Origin of the sequence: Psychrobacter sp. Ps3 (assembly GCF_022129275.1) — a bacterium.
Taxonomy (GTDB): Bacteria; Pseudomonadota; Gammaproteobacteria; order Pseudomonadales; family Moraxellaceae; genus Psychrobacter; species Psychrobacter submarinus.
In genome coordinates this window covers 1-16,665 of record NZ_JADQAL010000006.1, presented here as the reverse complement: position 1 = coordinate 16,665, position 16,665 = coordinate 1, and the positions used below count along the sequence as shown (strand labels likewise).

16 protein-coding genes are annotated in these 16,665 nt (G+C 43.5%); 7 read left to right on the top strand and 9 right to left on the bottom strand.

The annotated features are described in order from the left end of the window. The first annotated feature begins 34 nt into the window (after window positions 1-34). Window positions 35-691 (top strand): pyridoxamine 5'-phosphate oxidase, encoded by a 657-nt coding sequence (gene pdxH, locus I3248_RS03185; protein WP_238062577.1) that lies wholly within the window; start codon window positions 35-37, stop codon window positions 689-691. A gap of 126 nt (window positions 692-817) precedes the next feature. Here pdxH and I3248_RS03180 read toward each other — a convergent pair whose 3' ends face one another. The 7 genes from I3248_RS03180 to I3248_RS03150 form a co-directional block, all read right to left on the bottom strand. Next, window positions 818-2,134 carry an HlyD family secretion protein gene (locus I3248_RS03180; protein WP_075106054.1) on the bottom strand — a complete coding sequence of 439 codons (1,317 nt, stop codon included), beginning with the start codon at window positions 2,132-2,134 and terminating at the stop codon, window positions 818-820. Window positions 2,135-2,222: 88 nt separating this feature from the next. Beyond that, window positions 2,223-3,911, bottom strand: a complete 1,689-nt coding sequence (locus I3248_RS03175) for an MFS transporter (protein WP_238062529.1) — start codon at window positions 3,909-3,911, stop codon at window positions 2,223-2,225. Between the two features lie 372 nt (window positions 3,912-4,283). Then, on the bottom strand, window positions 4,284-4,913 hold the full coding sequence (locus I3248_RS03170; protein ID WP_238062528.1) for a glutathione S-transferase: 630 nt from the start codon (window positions 4,911-4,913) through the stop codon (window positions 4,284-4,286). A gap of 66 nt (window positions 4,914-4,979) precedes the next feature. Continuing rightward, window positions 4,980-5,657, bottom strand: coding sequence for a type 1 glutamine amidotransferase domain-containing protein (locus I3248_RS03165; RefSeq protein ID WP_238062527.1), 678 nt, complete (start codon window positions 5,655-5,657; stop codon window positions 4,980-4,982). Window positions 5,658-5,815: 158 nt separating this feature from the next. Beyond that, window positions 5,816-6,865 carry an NADP-dependent oxidoreductase gene (locus I3248_RS03160; RefSeq protein WP_238062526.1) on the bottom strand — a complete coding sequence of 350 codons (1,050 nt, stop codon included), beginning with the start codon at window positions 6,863-6,865 and terminating at the stop codon, window positions 5,816-5,818. Between the two features lie 175 nt (window positions 6,866-7,040). Then, window positions 7,041-8,255, bottom strand: a complete 1,215-nt coding sequence (locus I3248_RS03155; protein WP_238062525.1) for an iron-containing alcohol dehydrogenase — start codon at window positions 8,253-8,255, stop codon at window positions 7,041-7,043. Between the two features lie 255 nt (window positions 8,256-8,510). Further along, the gene (locus I3248_RS03150; RefSeq protein ID WP_238062524.1) at window positions 8,511-9,152 is read right to left on the bottom strand and encodes a TetR/AcrR family transcriptional regulator; all 642 of its coding nucleotides are present in this window, start codon (window positions 9,150-9,152) and stop codon (window positions 8,511-8,513) included. A gap of 396 nt (window positions 9,153-9,548) precedes the next feature. On the opposite strand from I3248_RS03150, the gene I3248_RS03145 reads away from it, so the two are divergent. Next, on the top strand, window positions 9,549-11,036 hold the full coding sequence (locus tag I3248_RS03145; protein WP_238062523.1) for an aldehyde dehydrogenase family protein: 1,488 nt from the start codon (window positions 9,549-9,551) through the stop codon (window positions 11,034-11,036). Window positions 11,037-11,160: 124 nt separating this feature from the next. Here the strand turns inward: I3248_RS03145 and I3248_RS03140 are convergent, their stop codons facing one another. After that, complete coding sequence (locus I3248_RS03140) at window positions 11,161-11,391, bottom strand: hypothetical protein (RefSeq protein WP_238062522.1); 231 nt, start codon at window positions 11,389-11,391, stop codon at window positions 11,161-11,163. A gap of 245 nt (window positions 11,392-11,636) precedes the next feature. On the opposite strand from I3248_RS03140, the gene I3248_RS03135 reads away from it, so the two are divergent. The 5 genes from I3248_RS03135 to I3248_RS03115 all read left to right on the top strand — a co-directional run bounded on the left by I3248_RS03135 (window position 11,637) and on the right by I3248_RS03115 (window position 16,197). After that, window positions 11,637-13,004 carry a DASH family cryptochrome gene (locus I3248_RS03135; RefSeq protein WP_238062521.1) on the top strand — a complete coding sequence of 456 codons (1,368 nt, stop codon included), beginning with the start codon at window positions 11,637-11,639 and terminating at the stop codon, window positions 13,002-13,004. 32 nt (window positions 13,005-13,036) lie between these two features. Further along, the gene (locus I3248_RS03130) at window positions 13,037-13,474 is read left to right on the top strand and encodes a DUF3429 domain-containing protein (protein WP_238062520.1); all 438 of its coding nucleotides are present in this window, start codon (window positions 13,037-13,039) and stop codon (window positions 13,472-13,474) included. Window positions 13,475-13,666: 192 nt separating this feature from the next. After that, window positions 13,667-14,896, top strand: coding sequence for an NnrS family protein (locus tag I3248_RS03125; protein ID WP_238062519.1), 1,230 nt, complete (start codon window positions 13,667-13,669; stop codon window positions 14,894-14,896). A gap of 27 nt (window positions 14,897-14,923) precedes the next feature. Further along, the gene (locus tag I3248_RS03120; protein WP_238062518.1) at window positions 14,924-15,454 is read left to right on the top strand and encodes an Rrf2 family transcriptional regulator; all 531 of its coding nucleotides are present in this window, start codon (window positions 14,924-14,926) and stop codon (window positions 15,452-15,454) included. Window positions 15,455-15,753: 299 nt separating this feature from the next. Beyond that, window positions 15,754-16,197 (top strand): SRPBCC family protein, encoded by a 444-nt coding sequence (locus tag I3248_RS03115; protein WP_058024525.1) that lies wholly within the window; start codon window positions 15,754-15,756, stop codon window positions 16,195-16,197. A 46-nt stretch (window positions 16,198-16,243) separates the two neighbouring features. Here I3248_RS03115 and I3248_RS03110 read toward each other — a convergent pair whose 3' ends face one another. After that, the gene (locus tag I3248_RS03110; RefSeq protein ID WP_025646541.1) at window positions 16,244-16,555 is read right to left on the bottom strand and encodes a DUF1244 domain-containing protein; all 312 of its coding nucleotides are present in this window, start codon (window positions 16,553-16,555) and stop codon (window positions 16,244-16,246) included. Between the last annotated feature and the right edge of the window lie 110 nt (window positions 16,556-16,665).

The following is a 16,665-nucleotide window of genomic DNA, read 5'->3' as shown; positions in this document are numbered from 1 at the left end:
GCGTTTAACAGTCACAAAAGGAGTCTTTATGAGTATGGATTTTACCGATCAGCGTTTGTCTTACGAAAAAGGTGAGTTGGATCAGTCTTTGGTACCAGAGTCGCCATTTACGCTATTTAAAGCTTGGATGAATGAAGCGCTAGAGCAAAAAGTACAAGAGCCTTATGCGATGAGTCTTGCGACATGCGGCGCAGATAACAAGCCTAGCGTGCGTATCGTCTTATTGCGGGAAGTGACGGATACCGGTATCGTCTTTTATACCAATTATGAGAGCGCAAAAGGTCAAGACATTGCCCAAAACCCGAATGCTGAGGTGCTATTTTTTTGGCACGAGCTTGAGCGTCAAGTGCGTATTAGTGGCTCTATTGCCAAAATAGCTGCTGATAAGTCGGCTGAGTATTTTCAGAAGCGCCCGCACGATAGTCAAGTTGGTGCTTGGGTGAGTCAACCGCAAAGTGGTGAAGTGGCCAATCGAGAAGTGATGGAGCAAACGTTCGAGCAACTGCAAGCAGAATATGCAGATGGTATTAGCGTACCAACACCAGCGTTTTGGGGTGGGTATGAGATTACGGTTGAAAAAATCGAGTTCTGGCAAGGTCGCGCCAACCGTATGCATGACCGCATCGTATATACGCAAGATGATGATAGCCAAAGCGCTGAAAGCTGGACGACCAAGCGTCTACTACCATAGTGTTTGGCTGATTTTGAAATCCTAGATCATTTAAAAATATAAAAAATCCATTCTATATCCAGTTTCTCGGGTATTTAGAGTGGATTTTTTATATCAGTTATTTGCTTTATTTGGCTTTATTTGGCTTTATTTGGCATTGGTATCGACATCCACAGAAACGGACATACCAGGACGCAAGCGTGCAAGCTCAGGTTGGTTCGGATCCAAGTCGATACGTACTGGGATGCGCTGCGCAATTTTTATATAGTTACCTGTCGCAGGATTGGCGGCACCTGCACTAAACTCACTGCCAGTGGCTGGTGAGATGTTGCTCACATGACCCGTAAATTTGGCACCGCCAAGCGCATCCACATGAATAGTAGCTGGTTCGCCGATTGCCATACTAGCTATTTGGGTTTCCTTAAAGTTTGCGATAATCCAAATGCCTTTTGGCACGATATACATGAGCTGGGTGCCCGCGCTAACGTACTGGCCTTCTTTGACACTGACTTGGCTCAGCTGACCGGACTCAGGTGCTGTGATGATCGTATTATCGAGATTAATTTGTGCTTGCTTCACACCTGCCTCAGCACTTTTGATATTTGCGTCCAGCGAGGGTTGGGTGCCACTGGTTTTGGCGCGGTTTTGTTGAGCGGCTTGTAAATTGGCTTCAGCCTGTTGCACACTTGCCTGTGCTTGAGCCAGCTTTGCTTTGATATGAGCCACTTCTGCTTTTGATACCGCACCGATAGCATCTAAGCCCTGATAGCGATTGACGTCTTCACGAGCGCTCTCGACATTGATTTTGGCACTATATAAGTCTGCTTTGCGTGCTTCGATTTGTGCTTGGCTAGATTGCGTGTCTTGGTCATTGGTAGAGCGGCTGGTGATCGCCACTTCAGTATTGGCCTCGGCTTGTTCAAGTTGCTGCTGAAACGTTCGATCATCTATTTTTATCAGTAGATCGCCCGCTTTTACATCAGCAAAATCCTGCACCGCCACTTCGGTGACATAGCCGGAAACTTGCGGACTAATAATAGTGGTTTGACCTTTGACAAAGGCGTTATTGGTTTGTTGCACCGTAGGCGTAAATGGTGGCAGCTTCCAAGCATATAAAATCAAGGCCACACCAATGACAATCAGCGCAATCAATAATCCCAAATTTAGATAGGATTTTTTCTTGGGAGACCAGCCAGCCGTATTTGATATCGGCTCTTTTGGCGGCATAGGCGTTTCATTATCATCGTCTTGATTTTCTATAGAGCCTTCTACAGAGTTATCCTCACGCACGCTATCAGGCGTATCAGTAGCTGCTTGTATCTCGGATGTATCCGTTTTCTTTTGCGTAGCGCTTGTAGCGGTCTCTACTGGAGCCGTAGCAGACTCTGTACGTGTGTCTGTTGCTGGAGCATCAGTTGACGTCTGAGGTATTTTATTAAGCTCATTTGGTTTTTCTTGGCTCATGACATGCTCCTAAATGTTAATAAGCAGATATCTGATTGGTCTGACTATAAATAAATATGATAAAAAATCACTAAGATAATAAGTTGAATTATTTTGTTTCGCGCATCTTGGCGATGACGGCGAGCTCTTTGGCCAGTGGATTGCGCTTGTGGTAGCGGTTATAAAGATAATTGAGCAGCAAAATAATCGTAACGGCAGTAGCAAGACAGGCCATCAGAAAAAACAGGTCGCTGTATGCTGCGACCGTTGCTTGGCGCTGAATGCCTTGCAGTACCTGGCTAACTGCACCGATATTTGCTTGGGCCGCGTCAGTGGTCTGATTCGACAGCATGTTACGAGTGCCTGCCACCTGGGCGCTAAATGCAGGATCGCCCAAATTCAATGAGCTGACCATATCTGCATAATGCATTTGTGTACGAATGGTCGTAAATGCCTGAATGGCTGCCGCACCTGCCAGTCCGCCAACTGTTTGGGAGATGCCAAAAATCACTGAAAAACTAATAATATACGCAGGGCCACTGCCAATAGCCCGCAAAAACCCTTCAAAAACCAAAGGCCCCATGAAATACACCGCGGCAAAGGCAATCAAAAACTGGCTGAGATAAAACCTATAGGGTGCTGAATTAATAGACACACCAACATCCATCCAAGACCCTAAGGCAATCAATGCCACTGCAAAAATAACAGGTCGGCGCAAATCCATCGCATTGGTACTAAAAATACTAATAATCAAAGCCAGTGCACTGGCGGCTATAATAACAGCATAAAAAGTAACCAGCTGATCGTTACCGTAGCCGAGGTTAGCGAGCAATCCTGCCGCTCCGACATTTTGCTCAGATAGCAAAATCCGCATGACAGCGCCCGTCACCATAAAGGCAATAATATTGCGGCTACGCATCCAGCGCACTTGTAGCATCGGATTTTTGCGATGCGTCTCAATCCATAACGCGATGCTAATCCCGACGATAGCAATCATCAGTGGATAGACGAGCCAAGGTGTCGTCCACCATAAAATTCGACCCTGTACCAAAACGACAGCCAATGCAGCCAGACCACTAGCGAAAAAACCAAAGCTTACAAAATCCAATTTCTCAAATACTTTTTCTGTATTCCCTGGTGGTAGCTCTAATATATTAATCAGCCCAAAACAAATCAGCGCCAGACCAAATTGAAATAAAAATAAGTTTTCAAGCTGACCGTCGATGGCGAGGTAGGGCGAGATGACACGTGATAATGGAATACCAAACTGTACCAGACCAAAACCCAATATGAGACCACTAGTACGTTTGACGGGTGGCATACCCTGAAGACAATAAAACAAGCCCAATACGGTCATACCACTTGCCACCATACCACTAAGTCCCCTAGCGACAATTTCTAAATAATAGGGCTCAATGCTAATATTAGGTGTGTCTAACAAGTGACTGCTGATCAGCCACTGTAGACTGGTGGCGGCTAACAAAAATGACAGGGTGATTTTGCTAAAAAGCGACATGCCAAATTGCTGACGAATTTTGTACAGCAGAACGGTGATACAGGCATTAGTCATATTATAACTGACCGATATCCAACCACCTTCAGCTGGCGTTAAGCCTAGCTGACCCTGAATTTGTGTCAGGTTGGCGACAAGTAGACCATTTTGGAAGCTGGCTGTGAGACCCACAAAAATCCCAATAAACAAATAAAATATTTTACGGCGTGCAGGATGGTCAGGATTGGCTGGAGAGCCCACCATTATTGGCTGTTCGTGGGGCTTAAACTGGTATTCGTTACTCATGGGCGTACCACAATCTGTATAAGGAAATAGAGTGATATAGGACAGATGCCAGACGGGGAGTCAGGTCAGTGTAATTGGTATTTATAGCGTGAAAAGCCAGTCAACTCACTGATGGTATCTGAAAGATAACCCAAAAAATTCAGAAAGGATTTTATCATAACTTTTATCGTGCTTTTGTCATCGACACGTAATTCATGGATGGTGCTGAGCAATTTGTTTGGTTGCTCTACAGCTTAATGCTCTCATATGACATTGATAACTATAATTCGATGGTTATTCATGCAATCATAAAATAAAGCACGCATAAAAAACAGCTCTATACAGAGCTGTTTGTGTGTATCGGAAAATTGGTCTGTCAATTATGATGCAATGCTAAACAGACTGATCGTAATTGACCTCTAAGCGCATGCTACGCTGATAGCTATCGAGGCTAGACAGCTGCAACGCATATTGCTCGATATGCGGATAGTCTGCCAGAGCATGACGTTTGGCCAGCATAATCAAGTCAAACGATAGCATGAAATCAGCACCGCTTAGCTTATTGCCAACGATAAAGGATTTATCTTTCACCTCATCGTTTAGGTAGCTGAGCAATCGATGCTTTTCGGTACTGATATAGCCATCTAAAAACGCATTGTCTTCCACGCCTGCTTTTTTGGTAAAAAGCTCGAGCAGCAGCGGTAGCATCAAAGAGCTTTCGGCAAAATGAATCCACTGCAGATAAGAACCATAATCGCTACTGTCAGTCGCAGGGCGCAGGCGCTTGGGCGCAAAACGCTCAATCAGCAGCTCAGTGATAGCGCCTGACTCTGCATATAACTGACCATCCATCTCGATAACCGGAGACTTGCCCAGTGGATGGACTGCTTTTAGGCTGTCTGGGGCCAGATGCGTTGTCGTATTACGCTGATGGCTGACGATTTCGTAAGCGACGCCCAGCTCTTCTAATAGCCATAACGTACGTAATGAGCGTGATTGATTGAGATGATGTAAGCGAATCATGATGCCAGCCTTCTTAGAGAGTTCATTTCCATTATATAAAACACCGAAATATAAATCACCAAATGCTTAACCGTTCAGTTTCGTCATTAAGCGTTTTGCTGTTTCTTCTGATGATGCTGGGTTTTGACCCGTAATCAATAAACCATCTTCAACGACATAAGACTCCCAGTCGTTTGCTTTTTGATAGTCGCCACCGTTGGCTTTGAGCGCATCTTCTACTAAGAAAGGTACGACATCGGTAAGGCCGACAGCGTCTTCTTCTGAATTGGTAAATCCGGTGACAGTTTTACCTTTGACTAAGTACTCACCATTGACTTTGACGTTCTTGAGCGCTGCAGGAGAGTGACAAACAAAGGCAACCGGTTTGTCTTGCTGTACAAAAGTCTCAATCAAATTAATCGAGTCTTTATCGACTGCTAAATCCCACAATGGACCATGACCACCTGGATAGAATACGCTGTCGAAATCTTCAGCTTTCATATCCGCAAGTTTTTTGGTATTGGCAAGGTGCTTTTGCGCCTCGCTATCTTCTTTGAAGCGCTTAGTATCTTTGGTTTGAGCGTCTTCGGTATCGCTACTAGGATCAAGCGGCGGCTGACCACCAGCAGGCGAGGCGAGTGTGACTTCAACGCCAGCGTCAATAAAAGCGTAATAAGGCGCAGCAAACTCTTCTAGCCAAAAGCCAGTCTTTTTACCGGTATCGCCTAATTCGTCATGTGAAGTTAGTACCATTAAAATCTTCATAGTTATCCTTATAGTTTGTTATTTTGCTAATAGCTTTAGAGTTAATGACCTGCCACTCGGCACATCCTAAAAATTAAGCCGTACCGAGAAACAGCGCCATATTATTTGTAAACTAAGTGGTTTAACAAGTTGAGTTATTTAATAAATTGAGCTATTGACTAAGCAACATCAGCGACTTTGACCACGGTTTTACCGAAGTTATCGCCATTGAGCATACCGACAAAAGCATCAGGCGCTTGATCTAAACCATCAGCGATATACTCTTTGGTTTTGACTTTGCCTGAGGCTACCATTTCGCTCATGGTTTTTAGAAACTCAGGGAAGTGCTCGCCGTACTCTTCAAAGATAATAAAACCTTTGACCGTCATACGTTGTCTTAAGATCAGACCCATCAATACACTCAAACGATCTTTACCATCGGGTAGTTCAGTCGCGTTATATTGCGAGACAAGGCCGCAAACAGGAATACGCGCATGGGCGTTCAATAAAGGCATGACCGCATCAAAGACTTTACCGCCGACATTTTCATAATAGATATCGATACCATTAGGGCAAGCGGCTTTTAGCTGCTCAGCGAAATCATCGGCATAGTGGTCGATACACACATCAAAGCCAAGCTCATTGACAGCAAACTCACACTTCTCTTTACCGCCTGCGACACCGACAGTGCGTGTGCCATAGGTATTACCAACTTGTCCGACTGTCGCGCCAACTGGGCCTGTAGCGGCAGCAACGACTAGAGTCTCGCCTTTTTGCGGTTTACCGATGTCAGTCAAACCCATATAACCGGTAAAACCTGGCATACCTAGAACGCCTAAGCCATAAGAAGGATTGGCCATGTCTTTATCAAGTTTTAATACGCCTTCGCCATCACTGACGCTATAATCTTGCCACCCTGAGTTGGCGACTACCAAATCGCCTTCGCTAAATTTATCGATATTGGACTCGACCACTTGCGCCACCGTCGCACCCATAATGACATCACCGACTTCTAGCGGATCAGCATAGCTTTTTGCATCGCTCATACGACCGCGCATATAAGGGTCAAGCGATAAATAGACCGTGCGTAGTAGCATCTCATTGCTATCTGCTTTTGGCATCTCACTTGTTGCCATCTCGAAGTTATCGGCGTTCGGCTCACCCGTAGGGCGACTGGCTAACTTAATTTGACGGTTCTGTTGTTTGTTTTGTTGTTTGTCAAAACTCATGAATGATCTCCTATTCTATTTATTATTGATCAACTGCACATCTACAACACTAAAACTCATGGTCGTAGACAAAAACTTATACATACGCGGCTTAATAAGTAGCAAAAATTGATCCCAATAACCCATATTAGCAATTCACAGCGTATTACTCCTATGGGCTATTGAGGGTAAAGCGTTACGAAGCTTTACTGGTTGTTGCCCGCTCTAGAATACGGCGTGAGACTGTTAAGTCATTCTTATCATGCTCACCTAATTTGACCATCTTATGCGCCTCTAACTGCTCAATGATAGGATCGATAGCAGAGTCATCAAGATCGACGTCAGCTAGGCTTACGGGGAGACCTAAATCACGGAAGAAATCTTCGGTACGCACAATAGCAGCTTCTATAACCTCATCATCGCTTTGGTTATTATTCGCTTCAATATTCCAGACATTACGCGCGTACTGTAGGAGCTTATCTTTTTTGCTGTCTTTAAGCTCGCGCATGACTGACGGCAATACAATCGTCAAGGTGCGGGCATGATCAATAGCGTGTAATGAGGTCAGCTCATGACCTATCATGTGCGTGGTCCAATCTTGCGGCACGCCCGTACCAATCAAGCCGTTCAGCGCCATCGTCGCCGTCCACATGATATTTTTACGCGTTTCCATATTGTTAGGATCAGCTTTTACCGCATGGCCTTCTTCGATAAGTATTTTTAGCAGACTCTCAGCAAAAGCGTCTTGTACTTTGGCGTTAACTGGATAAGTAAGGTACTGCTCCATCACATGTACAAACGCATCTGCAACGCCATTCATGACTTGGCTATCGGGTAGGGTAAGGGTTTTGGCAGGGTCTAAGATGGAGAACTTAGGGAAAGCTAGCGGATTACCAAAAGGCAGTTTGGCTTGACGTTCGCTATAGTTGACTACGCCGCCTGAATTCATCTCAGAGCCTGTGGCTGGAATTGTCAATACCGCACCAAGATCCACCGCTGAATCTAGTTTTTTGGTATAACCAATCAGGGCGTCCCATGCTTTTTCACGTGAGACTGTACCATCGTCTTCTTTGAGTGAAGATACTAAGGCGACAAACTTACTACCGTCGATGACTGAACCGCCGCCGACCGCTAAGATAAAGTCGATATTATGCTCATTCACTTGATCCGCAGCTTTTAGCAAAGTAACAAATTCTGGATTGGGCTCTATACCGCCAAACTCAAAAACCTCGCGATTACCGTTCGCTGATAAGGCAGTTCTAACCTCGTCCAAAGTACCCGTACGCTCAGCTGAGCCGCCGCCATATGTGATAAGGACACGAGCATCAGTCGGCACAAGATCTGAGAGTTGTTCGATTTGGCCTTCGCCAAAGACGATACGGACAGGGTTGTAGTATTGAAAGTTATTCATAAAAATCCTAAATGATTAGCGTGATGATTTAATGTGAGCTGAGTAGTGATTAGCAGTGCTTTCTTAAAAGCTTTGACTAACCGCTATTTGATAAGTAGCCATTAACTATCTTTTGATGAATAGCATTGTACATCAATTAGACCAGTCGTCTAGTAAGTAAAATAAAAAAATAGGTCTCAGTTACAAAACAACGTAAGAAAGAGAGGCCTATGAGATAGTTAGAGAATGCCAGTCGCCATAGTTAACGACTAATGACTAACGACCTAATTGAATTGTTGTCATCTGCCACACCTCTGCTAACGAAGTGTTGGACTGACTGATTTTGGCAATCAAACTGGCGCCAAGCCAGGCAAAATACCAACGCTTAGCGATACTTTCAGCGGAGACATTATCAAGCTTCGGAATGGATTGATCGCTCCATCCTGCTTTGATAAGCTCAGTTAACCAGTTGATCGTTTGTTGATAGCCATTATGCAGAGCTTCTCGCATCGGCTCCGAGATATCAGCAACTTCAGCGCTGAGTTTAACGACTAAACACTTCCCATGGTCACAGCCGTTTTGCTGAGTATCGTACCAGTTCTGAAAATAGTCATAGATCTTTTGCTGAGCGCTACTGTTTTTGTCTGCAATAAGCTCTAAGCGTCTTTTATAACGAGTAAAGTAGTGGATGATAATCTCTTCACCAAAAGCTTCTTTCGAGGCAAAGTAATGATAAAAAGAGCCTTTAGGTACCCCTGCTGTGTCTAGTATTTGCTTGATACCTACGGCAGTAAAGCCTTTAGAGACAATAAGCTGATAACCCGTATCTAGCAGATGGGTCTTAGTGTTAGATAACGTTGTATCAGAGTGTCCACTATCTAAAGAAGGTAGTGAGTCAAAAGTAGCAGCGGTAGACATAAAAGTTATGTTCTCCTAATTTTATAATTTTGCTTATATTAGCGTTGTATCTTTAATTTATAGTCATTGTATTTTCCTGAACTTAGTTACTCAAAGCACTGAAGGCAAAAAGAAAATAAAGAGGCGTCAGTTACGTTCAGTCAACAAACTTTAATGCAAAATAGTCTGAGTTTTAGAGTAGCTATGTTAGCATTAGACCAGTCGTCTAGCAAGCTGACTTTTAATGGTTGAGTAGTTATTAAGTGGTTGTTAAGTGGTTATTGAGCTAAGAGAAGTGAGTTTAAACTCGTCACAATACTACGAGTACAGCTACTAACAATGTTAATAAAAGAGCCCCGCCAGTGCCACACTTGAATGTTCAACACGCCATAACCTAATAAATAAAAAGGAAAAGTTATGTCAAATAATACTGAAAATAAAAAAAGCGCTTATAGTGACTTTGACTTGCAGTACATTGCAGGCGAGTGGCAACAAGGGCAGGATGATAGCGTCAATACGAATACTAACCCTTTTACTGGTGAGACTTTAGTTAATATTCAGCAAGCGACAGAAGATCAGCTTGATGAAGCCTTTAAGGCGGCGCAAAAAGCGCAGCAACAGTGGGCACAAACGATGCCTGCTGAGCGCTCAGACCTACTATATAAGGTAGTTGAGATTTTAGATCAGCGCCAAGAGGAGATTGTCGATTGGCTGGTGAAAGAGTCGGGCAGTACTCGTATAAAGGCAATGGTGGAGTTTGGTAGTGCGCGCGCTATCACGGTAGAGGCAGCAACTTTTCCTAATCGTATGCATGGTGAGATTCGTCCGTCTAACATACCAGGTAAAGAAAACTTCGCTTATCGCGAGCCTATTGGCGTGATTGCGGTGATTAGTCCTTGGAATTTCCCACTGCACTTGACCCAGCGCTCTATTGCCCCTGCAATAGCCTTGGGTAATGCGGTGGTGCTAAAACCTGCTAGCGATACACCTATCACCGGCGGTCTGCTACTCGCCAAGATCTTTGAAGAGGCAGGCTTGCCAAAAGGCTTGCTCAACGTAGTCGTCGGCGCAGGTAGCGAGATTGGCGATGCTATCGTCACGCACGACATTCCAAGCTTTGTCTCCTTCACTGGCTCCACCGCAGTTGGCAAACACATCGGCGAGCTTGCTAATGGCGGCGATACTATCAAAGCTGTCGCATTAGAGCTTGGCGGTAACAATCCGTTTGTGGTGTTAGCAGACGCCGATCTAGAGAATGCGGTAAAGGCGGCAGTCTTCGGTAAGTTCTTGCATCAAGGTCAAATCTGTATTGCTATCAACCGCATCATCGTTGAAGATGCTATCTATGATGAATTCGTTGAGCGTTTCGTTGAACATGTAAAAACCATCAAAGTCGGTGATCCTAATGATAAAGATACGGCTGTTGGTCCTATCATTAATCAAGATCAGCTCGACTCTTTAAAAAATAAAATCGCTAAAGCTCAAGAGGAAGGCGCTAAGACATTACTCAGCGGTGAGATTGAAGGTCAAGTTGTGCCGCCTCATGTCTTCACTGAGGTAACTGCTGATATGGACTTATTCCGTAATGAGATCTTTGGGCCCTTAGTTGGCATTATTCGCGCACAAGATGAGGATGAGGCGTTGAAGCTTGCCAATGATACTGAGTATGGATTATCAAGTTCGGTGTTTACGACAGATATGGAGAAAGGCTTACGTTTTGCCCGTGGTATCAGAGCTGGGATGACTCATGTCAATGACATTACCGTCAATGACGAGAGCGTAGCACCATTCGGTGGTGAGAAAAACTCAGGTATTGGCCGCTTTAATGGCGAGTGGGTGCTAGAGGAGATGACGCGTCTGCACTGGGTGTCTTATCAGCACAAACCGCGTGACTATTCGTTCTGATCGTTCTGATGCTTTCTAATGCATTCTCATAAATATTTTAACTCGTAAAAAGACTGCTCTAGTAGCAGTCTTTTTTTGTACTTAGGAGGGTTAATTTCACTCATAAACGAATGGATTGAGTCTACTATTTTAGATTAAAGCCCAAAATAGATTGGATCTCCTCGACTGACATATTTCTGACTAACGCTTGCTCTTCGACATCTAAGCGGTTGCTGTGCTCTTTAATTAAAGTATAGATACTGCGGGAGATATCAGCAGTAGAAGCATAGTACATTTGCGGTTCTTCACGGGTGAGCTGAGTCAAAAACCTATTGATGATTTTACGTTTTTCTGCCGAAGCATTGTCTTCACTCACAGTTATCTCCTTTAATTATAGTTATCAAGATCTGTTTGATGATTGACCATTTAAGCAGGCTGCTTGTTTGTAGTCAATGTTTATTCTAGTCGTTATATTTAAGACTATTCGTCAATACTAAGCCCGCTTTTAACACGCCATATACTGTATCTTATTTTTTATCACATTATAGTTACTCTCAACAGTAACTATGATTAGTTAAGGTTTAGTAATAGCTAAGCACAATTACAAATGGCAGATAAGACATGACTAATGAGCAAAATAAAAACGTAGTAATGGTGCTATTTCACAACGATTTGCGTATTCATGACAATGCGACATTGAGTAAAGCGGCTGAACAGGCCAAATCAGGCAACCTTAAGTCAGGTTATCTACTGCCGGTATATGCTGTCGATTTGACTGAGGCGCTCAATCAAGAGGCTTGGGGTCAGGCTTATCATTTCGATAAGCTTGGGCATGCCCGCCAGCAGTTTATCAATGAAAGCTTGATCGATTTAGACAGGTCTTTGCAGAGTCTTGGGAGTCAATTACTGTACTTGCGCCAAGTGGATAAAGAATCAAGCGCCAATACTTTTAATCAGTTATGCCAGCTCATAGAGCAGCAGCAAGTGAGCGATATTTTTGTCAGTGATAGTGCCGATTATGCGCAGTTAAACGTTTATAATTTGTTGCGCGCTAAGTATCCTGATATTGCTTGGCATAGTGAGTCGATCAATACCTTGTATCCTACAATGCCGACCAAAGAGCTACCGCAAAGTTTTACTCAGTTTCGTAAAAAAGTCGAATATGCTCAAGATTTACTCAAAGCTGAAACAGATTTAGTAATAACTGAAACCCCAAGATCGCTGTCACCATTGCCTAAAGCACTGATTAATGAGTCAAAGTATGCTCTGCAATTACCCTCAGTTGACAAACCAAATCCTAATGACGAAAAAGATCAACCCAAATATCAAGGCGGTGAAAGTGCTGCGCTGAATCATCTAAAAAGCTATTTTGCTTCTAACGCCCCAAGCAGCTATAAAACCACCCGTAACGCTTTGGATGAGTGGACGCATTCAACGAAGTTCTCAGCTTGGCTTGCTAATGGCACACTATCAGTAAAGGTATTGCTCAATCGTCTGCGTCAGTACGAGCGCGAAGTCGTGGCCAATGGCTCAACTTATTGGATCTGGTTTGAGCTATTGTGGCGCGAGTATTTTTACTGGTATGCCATAGAGCATCAAGAAGATTTATTTTTATTTAAAGGTATTGGCGATTATAGACCTTCGACGCGTCATGATGATCAGCGTTTAGCGCAGTGGCAAAATGGTGAGACTAAATATCCAATTATTAATGCTTGTATGTGCCAGCTCAATCATACTGGTTATATGTCGAATCGTGGTCGGCAGCTGGTGGCGAGCTGTTTTATTCATGAGCTAGGTCTTGATTGGCGTTATGGCGCAGCCTACTTTGAGCAGCAGCTGATCGATTATGATGTTGGGAGCAATTGGGGCAACTGGCAATACTTAGCAGGAGTAGGGGCGGATCCTCGCGGCTCTAGGCAGTTCAATCTAAAAAAACAAACCCAGCAGCATGATCCTAACGGCGAGTTTATGGATAAATGGCTGTCATAATGAATTCTAATATGTAGTGTGAGTTGTCAATCATGAAAAAACTCAGTCCTTATCTAACTTTTGCCGGTAGCATTCCCTTTATCGCTTGCGCCATCTTACTCATAGTAGGAGTCGATAGTGTTTTAGCTTTAGGAAAAACTAGCAATATTCTAGCGACTTACGGCTTAGTGATTGCCACCTTTATGGCTGGGACGCAGTGGGGTAATCATTTGGCTTTAGCGGACGATAACCCTTGGGCTGCAAGGTTGCCTATCTTGAGTAACCTGATAACTTTAGTATTATGGTTTGGCTTTTTACTGTTATCGACAGCGGCTTTTATTTGGCTGTTAGTGATAGGGTTTATCAGCTTACTACTCATTGATTATGGACTTAATCAAGCGAGTATCATCACCACTAAATACTTTAGCGTTAGAAAGTATGTGACTTTGATTGTTGTTATCTCATTGATAATTTCTGTAGTACAAATATAAATAATTAAGAATATTTCATTGAGTGCTATATATGAGCTACCATTTAGGTGGCTTTTTTTTGTGATTTAAAAATTCTAGCTAGCTTCTCACATATTAAAAGAATGACAGACATTGAATAACTTATAACATTCATTTAAAATGAATCTTAAATAACAGTTATTTAAATGAATCACTAATCATAAGCTGAACGCTATGCAATCAATCAAATTACCGACGCAGCCACCAAGCTCGCCGCACCCCATACTCAATTTGAGCTTTCGCGTTTTCTTTAGTGGGGCGGCAGTCTTTGCAGTACTTATCATGACTTTATGGGCGTTCGTTTTTACCGGTCATACTGATATCGCCGCGCAGACATTGAATCCGCTGTATTGGCATGGTCATGAGATGATTTATGGTTATGCTTTAGCCGTGGTCGCAGGTTTTTTATTGACCGCTGTGCAGACTTGGACTGGGGTGAAGATGCCTTACGGCTATAAGCTGCTAGCTATTTTTAGCTATTGGTTAATTGCGCGCTTAAGCTGGCTGGGCTTTGGCTTAGGTCTAGATACTGGTGCGGGGCTACTACTATTAGCGGCTATATTTGATATGTTGTTTGTCGCCTCAATGGCGTGGGTAGTGTTTCGAGCAGTACTGCAAGTTAAGCAATATAAGCAAATGGGGATTTTGGCCAAACTTGCGCTACTCACCTTAGGCAACGGACTGTGCTATTGGGGAGTTTTTGCTAGTGATATGACTGTCACTAAGATAGGGGTGTATTTAGGGTTTTATCTGATCATCGGCTTAGTGTTGACGATTGGCCGGCGCGTGGTACCGTTTTTTATTGAGCGCGGATTGGCCCATGATGGTATTGATGTCAAAGTGCGCAATAGCAAATGGCAAGATGTCTTGAGTCTGGTTTTTTTCTTGACTTTTTTTATCATTGATCTATTTTATCCTAATAAATATCTGCTCACTATCACTGCTCTTGGCGTCGCTATAGTCAATCTCATACGTTTAGCCGGTTGGTATCACCCAAAGATTTGGCAAAAGCCTTTACTTTGGTCCTTGTATTTAGCGTTTTTTGGCATGTGTTTAAGCTTCGTCTTATACGCTTTGCAGCCTTGGCTTGGCTTTAGTCACAGTCTGGCGGTACATGCTTTATCCATCGCTGGCGTTGGTATGATGACACTGGCGATGATGGCGCGAGTATCACTAGGGCATACAGGGCGCAATATTCATCAGCCGCCAAAGATGGTCAATGTGATGTTTGCGCTCATGGTATTAGTATTTGTCAGCCGCGCATTTTTACCCATTATCGCTGTCGAACATTACTTATTATGGGTGATGATTGCGCAAGGCGCTTGGATTAGCTGCTTTGTACTATTTTGCATCAGCTATTTACCGATATTGTCCAAGCCCAGACCAGATGGTTTGTTTGGTTAAATTTGAATTGTTAAGGAGCATTTGCCCATGAAGTTGACGAACTATAGTGATTATGCGCTGCGCTCCTTAATCTATCTAGCCGTAAAGCCTGAGCCGCAGGCTTTAGCGAACATCAGTGATATTGCTAACAGCTATGATATCTCGAGAAGTCATCTGACAAAGATTATTCATCAATTAGGTCAATTGGGTTATATAGAGACGATTCGCGGTAAAAATGGCGGTATCAGGCTTGCCCGTGCGCCTGAAAATATCAATTTAGGTATACTCATTAAGCAGATAGAGCCGGACTTTGCGTTGGTTGAGTGCTTTGCGGCAACTGTACCTAAGACTGATGCCACGACGCAACATGGCTTACCGATAACCTTGATTGATGAAACGGCTGATGAGACAGCTAACAAGGCCTCATCAGTGACAAAGCAAGGCTGCGTCATCAGTCCTGTATGCCGATTAAAGGGGGTGTTTTTTGAAGCCCTTACTGCTTTTGTTAGCGTTTTAGAGGGCTATACTTTAGCTGATATCATTAATAATAAAATTGAATTAAAGGCTTTGTTATCTTAATTCAGTATTCGTGCTAAACATCAGGAGCGATAAAACATCTGGCTCGGATGCATATAAGCAGCGATATCATGTAATAGCGTACTGCTTTGTAGTAAAAGTTGTGCTATAACAATATATAACTAGCCTAAATATAGTCGATGCACTCTAAAAAGCGCATAGCGCTACTGGGATGAATTTTGCGCAGCCTCTGGGAACGCAGCACGCAAGTAAAATTTATACCAGTAGCGCGTTTAAATTTATATAACAGTTTTATTTTCAACTGACTATAGCTTCTCATTTCCCATAAAAGAGATAATCCGATGTTTAAAATAAAAGTAGAGCGTACCGTAAATAAACCGATTGATGAGGTGTTTGAAGCCATAAGCGATCATGCCAGTTATGGATTATTCAAAGCGGTAGGGACGGCTAAGCTACTAACAAAAGGCGATGACGAGCGTAACGGCGTTGGTGCTTTACGTACCATTCAGACGGGGCCAGTCAAATTTTGGGAGCGAATTACGGCGTTTGAGCGTCCGACTCATATGCAGTACAAGATTGAAAAAGCCAGACCTGTTAAAGTGGATCACCGCAAAGGAAGCATAGATTTAAAAGATTTAGGCGATGGTACTACGCAGGTAACATGGATATCTGAAGGTCGATTAGTGATACCATTACCCCTGATCGGCCGCTTGCTTGATCGCAAGATGCAAAAACAAGGTACGGTAGGATTTAGTAGTATACTCAAATCCATAGAAAGCCGCTAATTTAGCGGCTTCGTCTATTTTAAATTTTGAGCTTTATCTCGTAATCTTATTCTGCTTTGTTCTTAGCCGCTTCAAGCTCATTGAAGCGCGCTAACTGCTCAGGTGTGGCTGGCTGTTGATACTTCTGCTTCCATTCAGAGTAGGGCATACCATAGATCAGCTCACGAGCGTCTTCATAGTCGATGTCGATACCACGCTCCTCTCCAGCCGCTTTATACCACTTGGACAAGCAGTTGCGACAAAAGTCAGCAAGGTTCATCAGCTCGATATTTTGTACATCTTTACGCTCGTCTAGATGAGCAAGTAAACGGCGAAATGCCGCAGCTTCTAATTCAATGTTAGATTCTAGTTTTGCCATAGTTTTTCCTTATCTTTACTGTGCATCTATAAATGCAGAGGCTTTTATCATCTAACGCCGTAAAACCACGTCCTTCTAGGGCGTGGATATCAGGCGTCAATCGTTGTCGC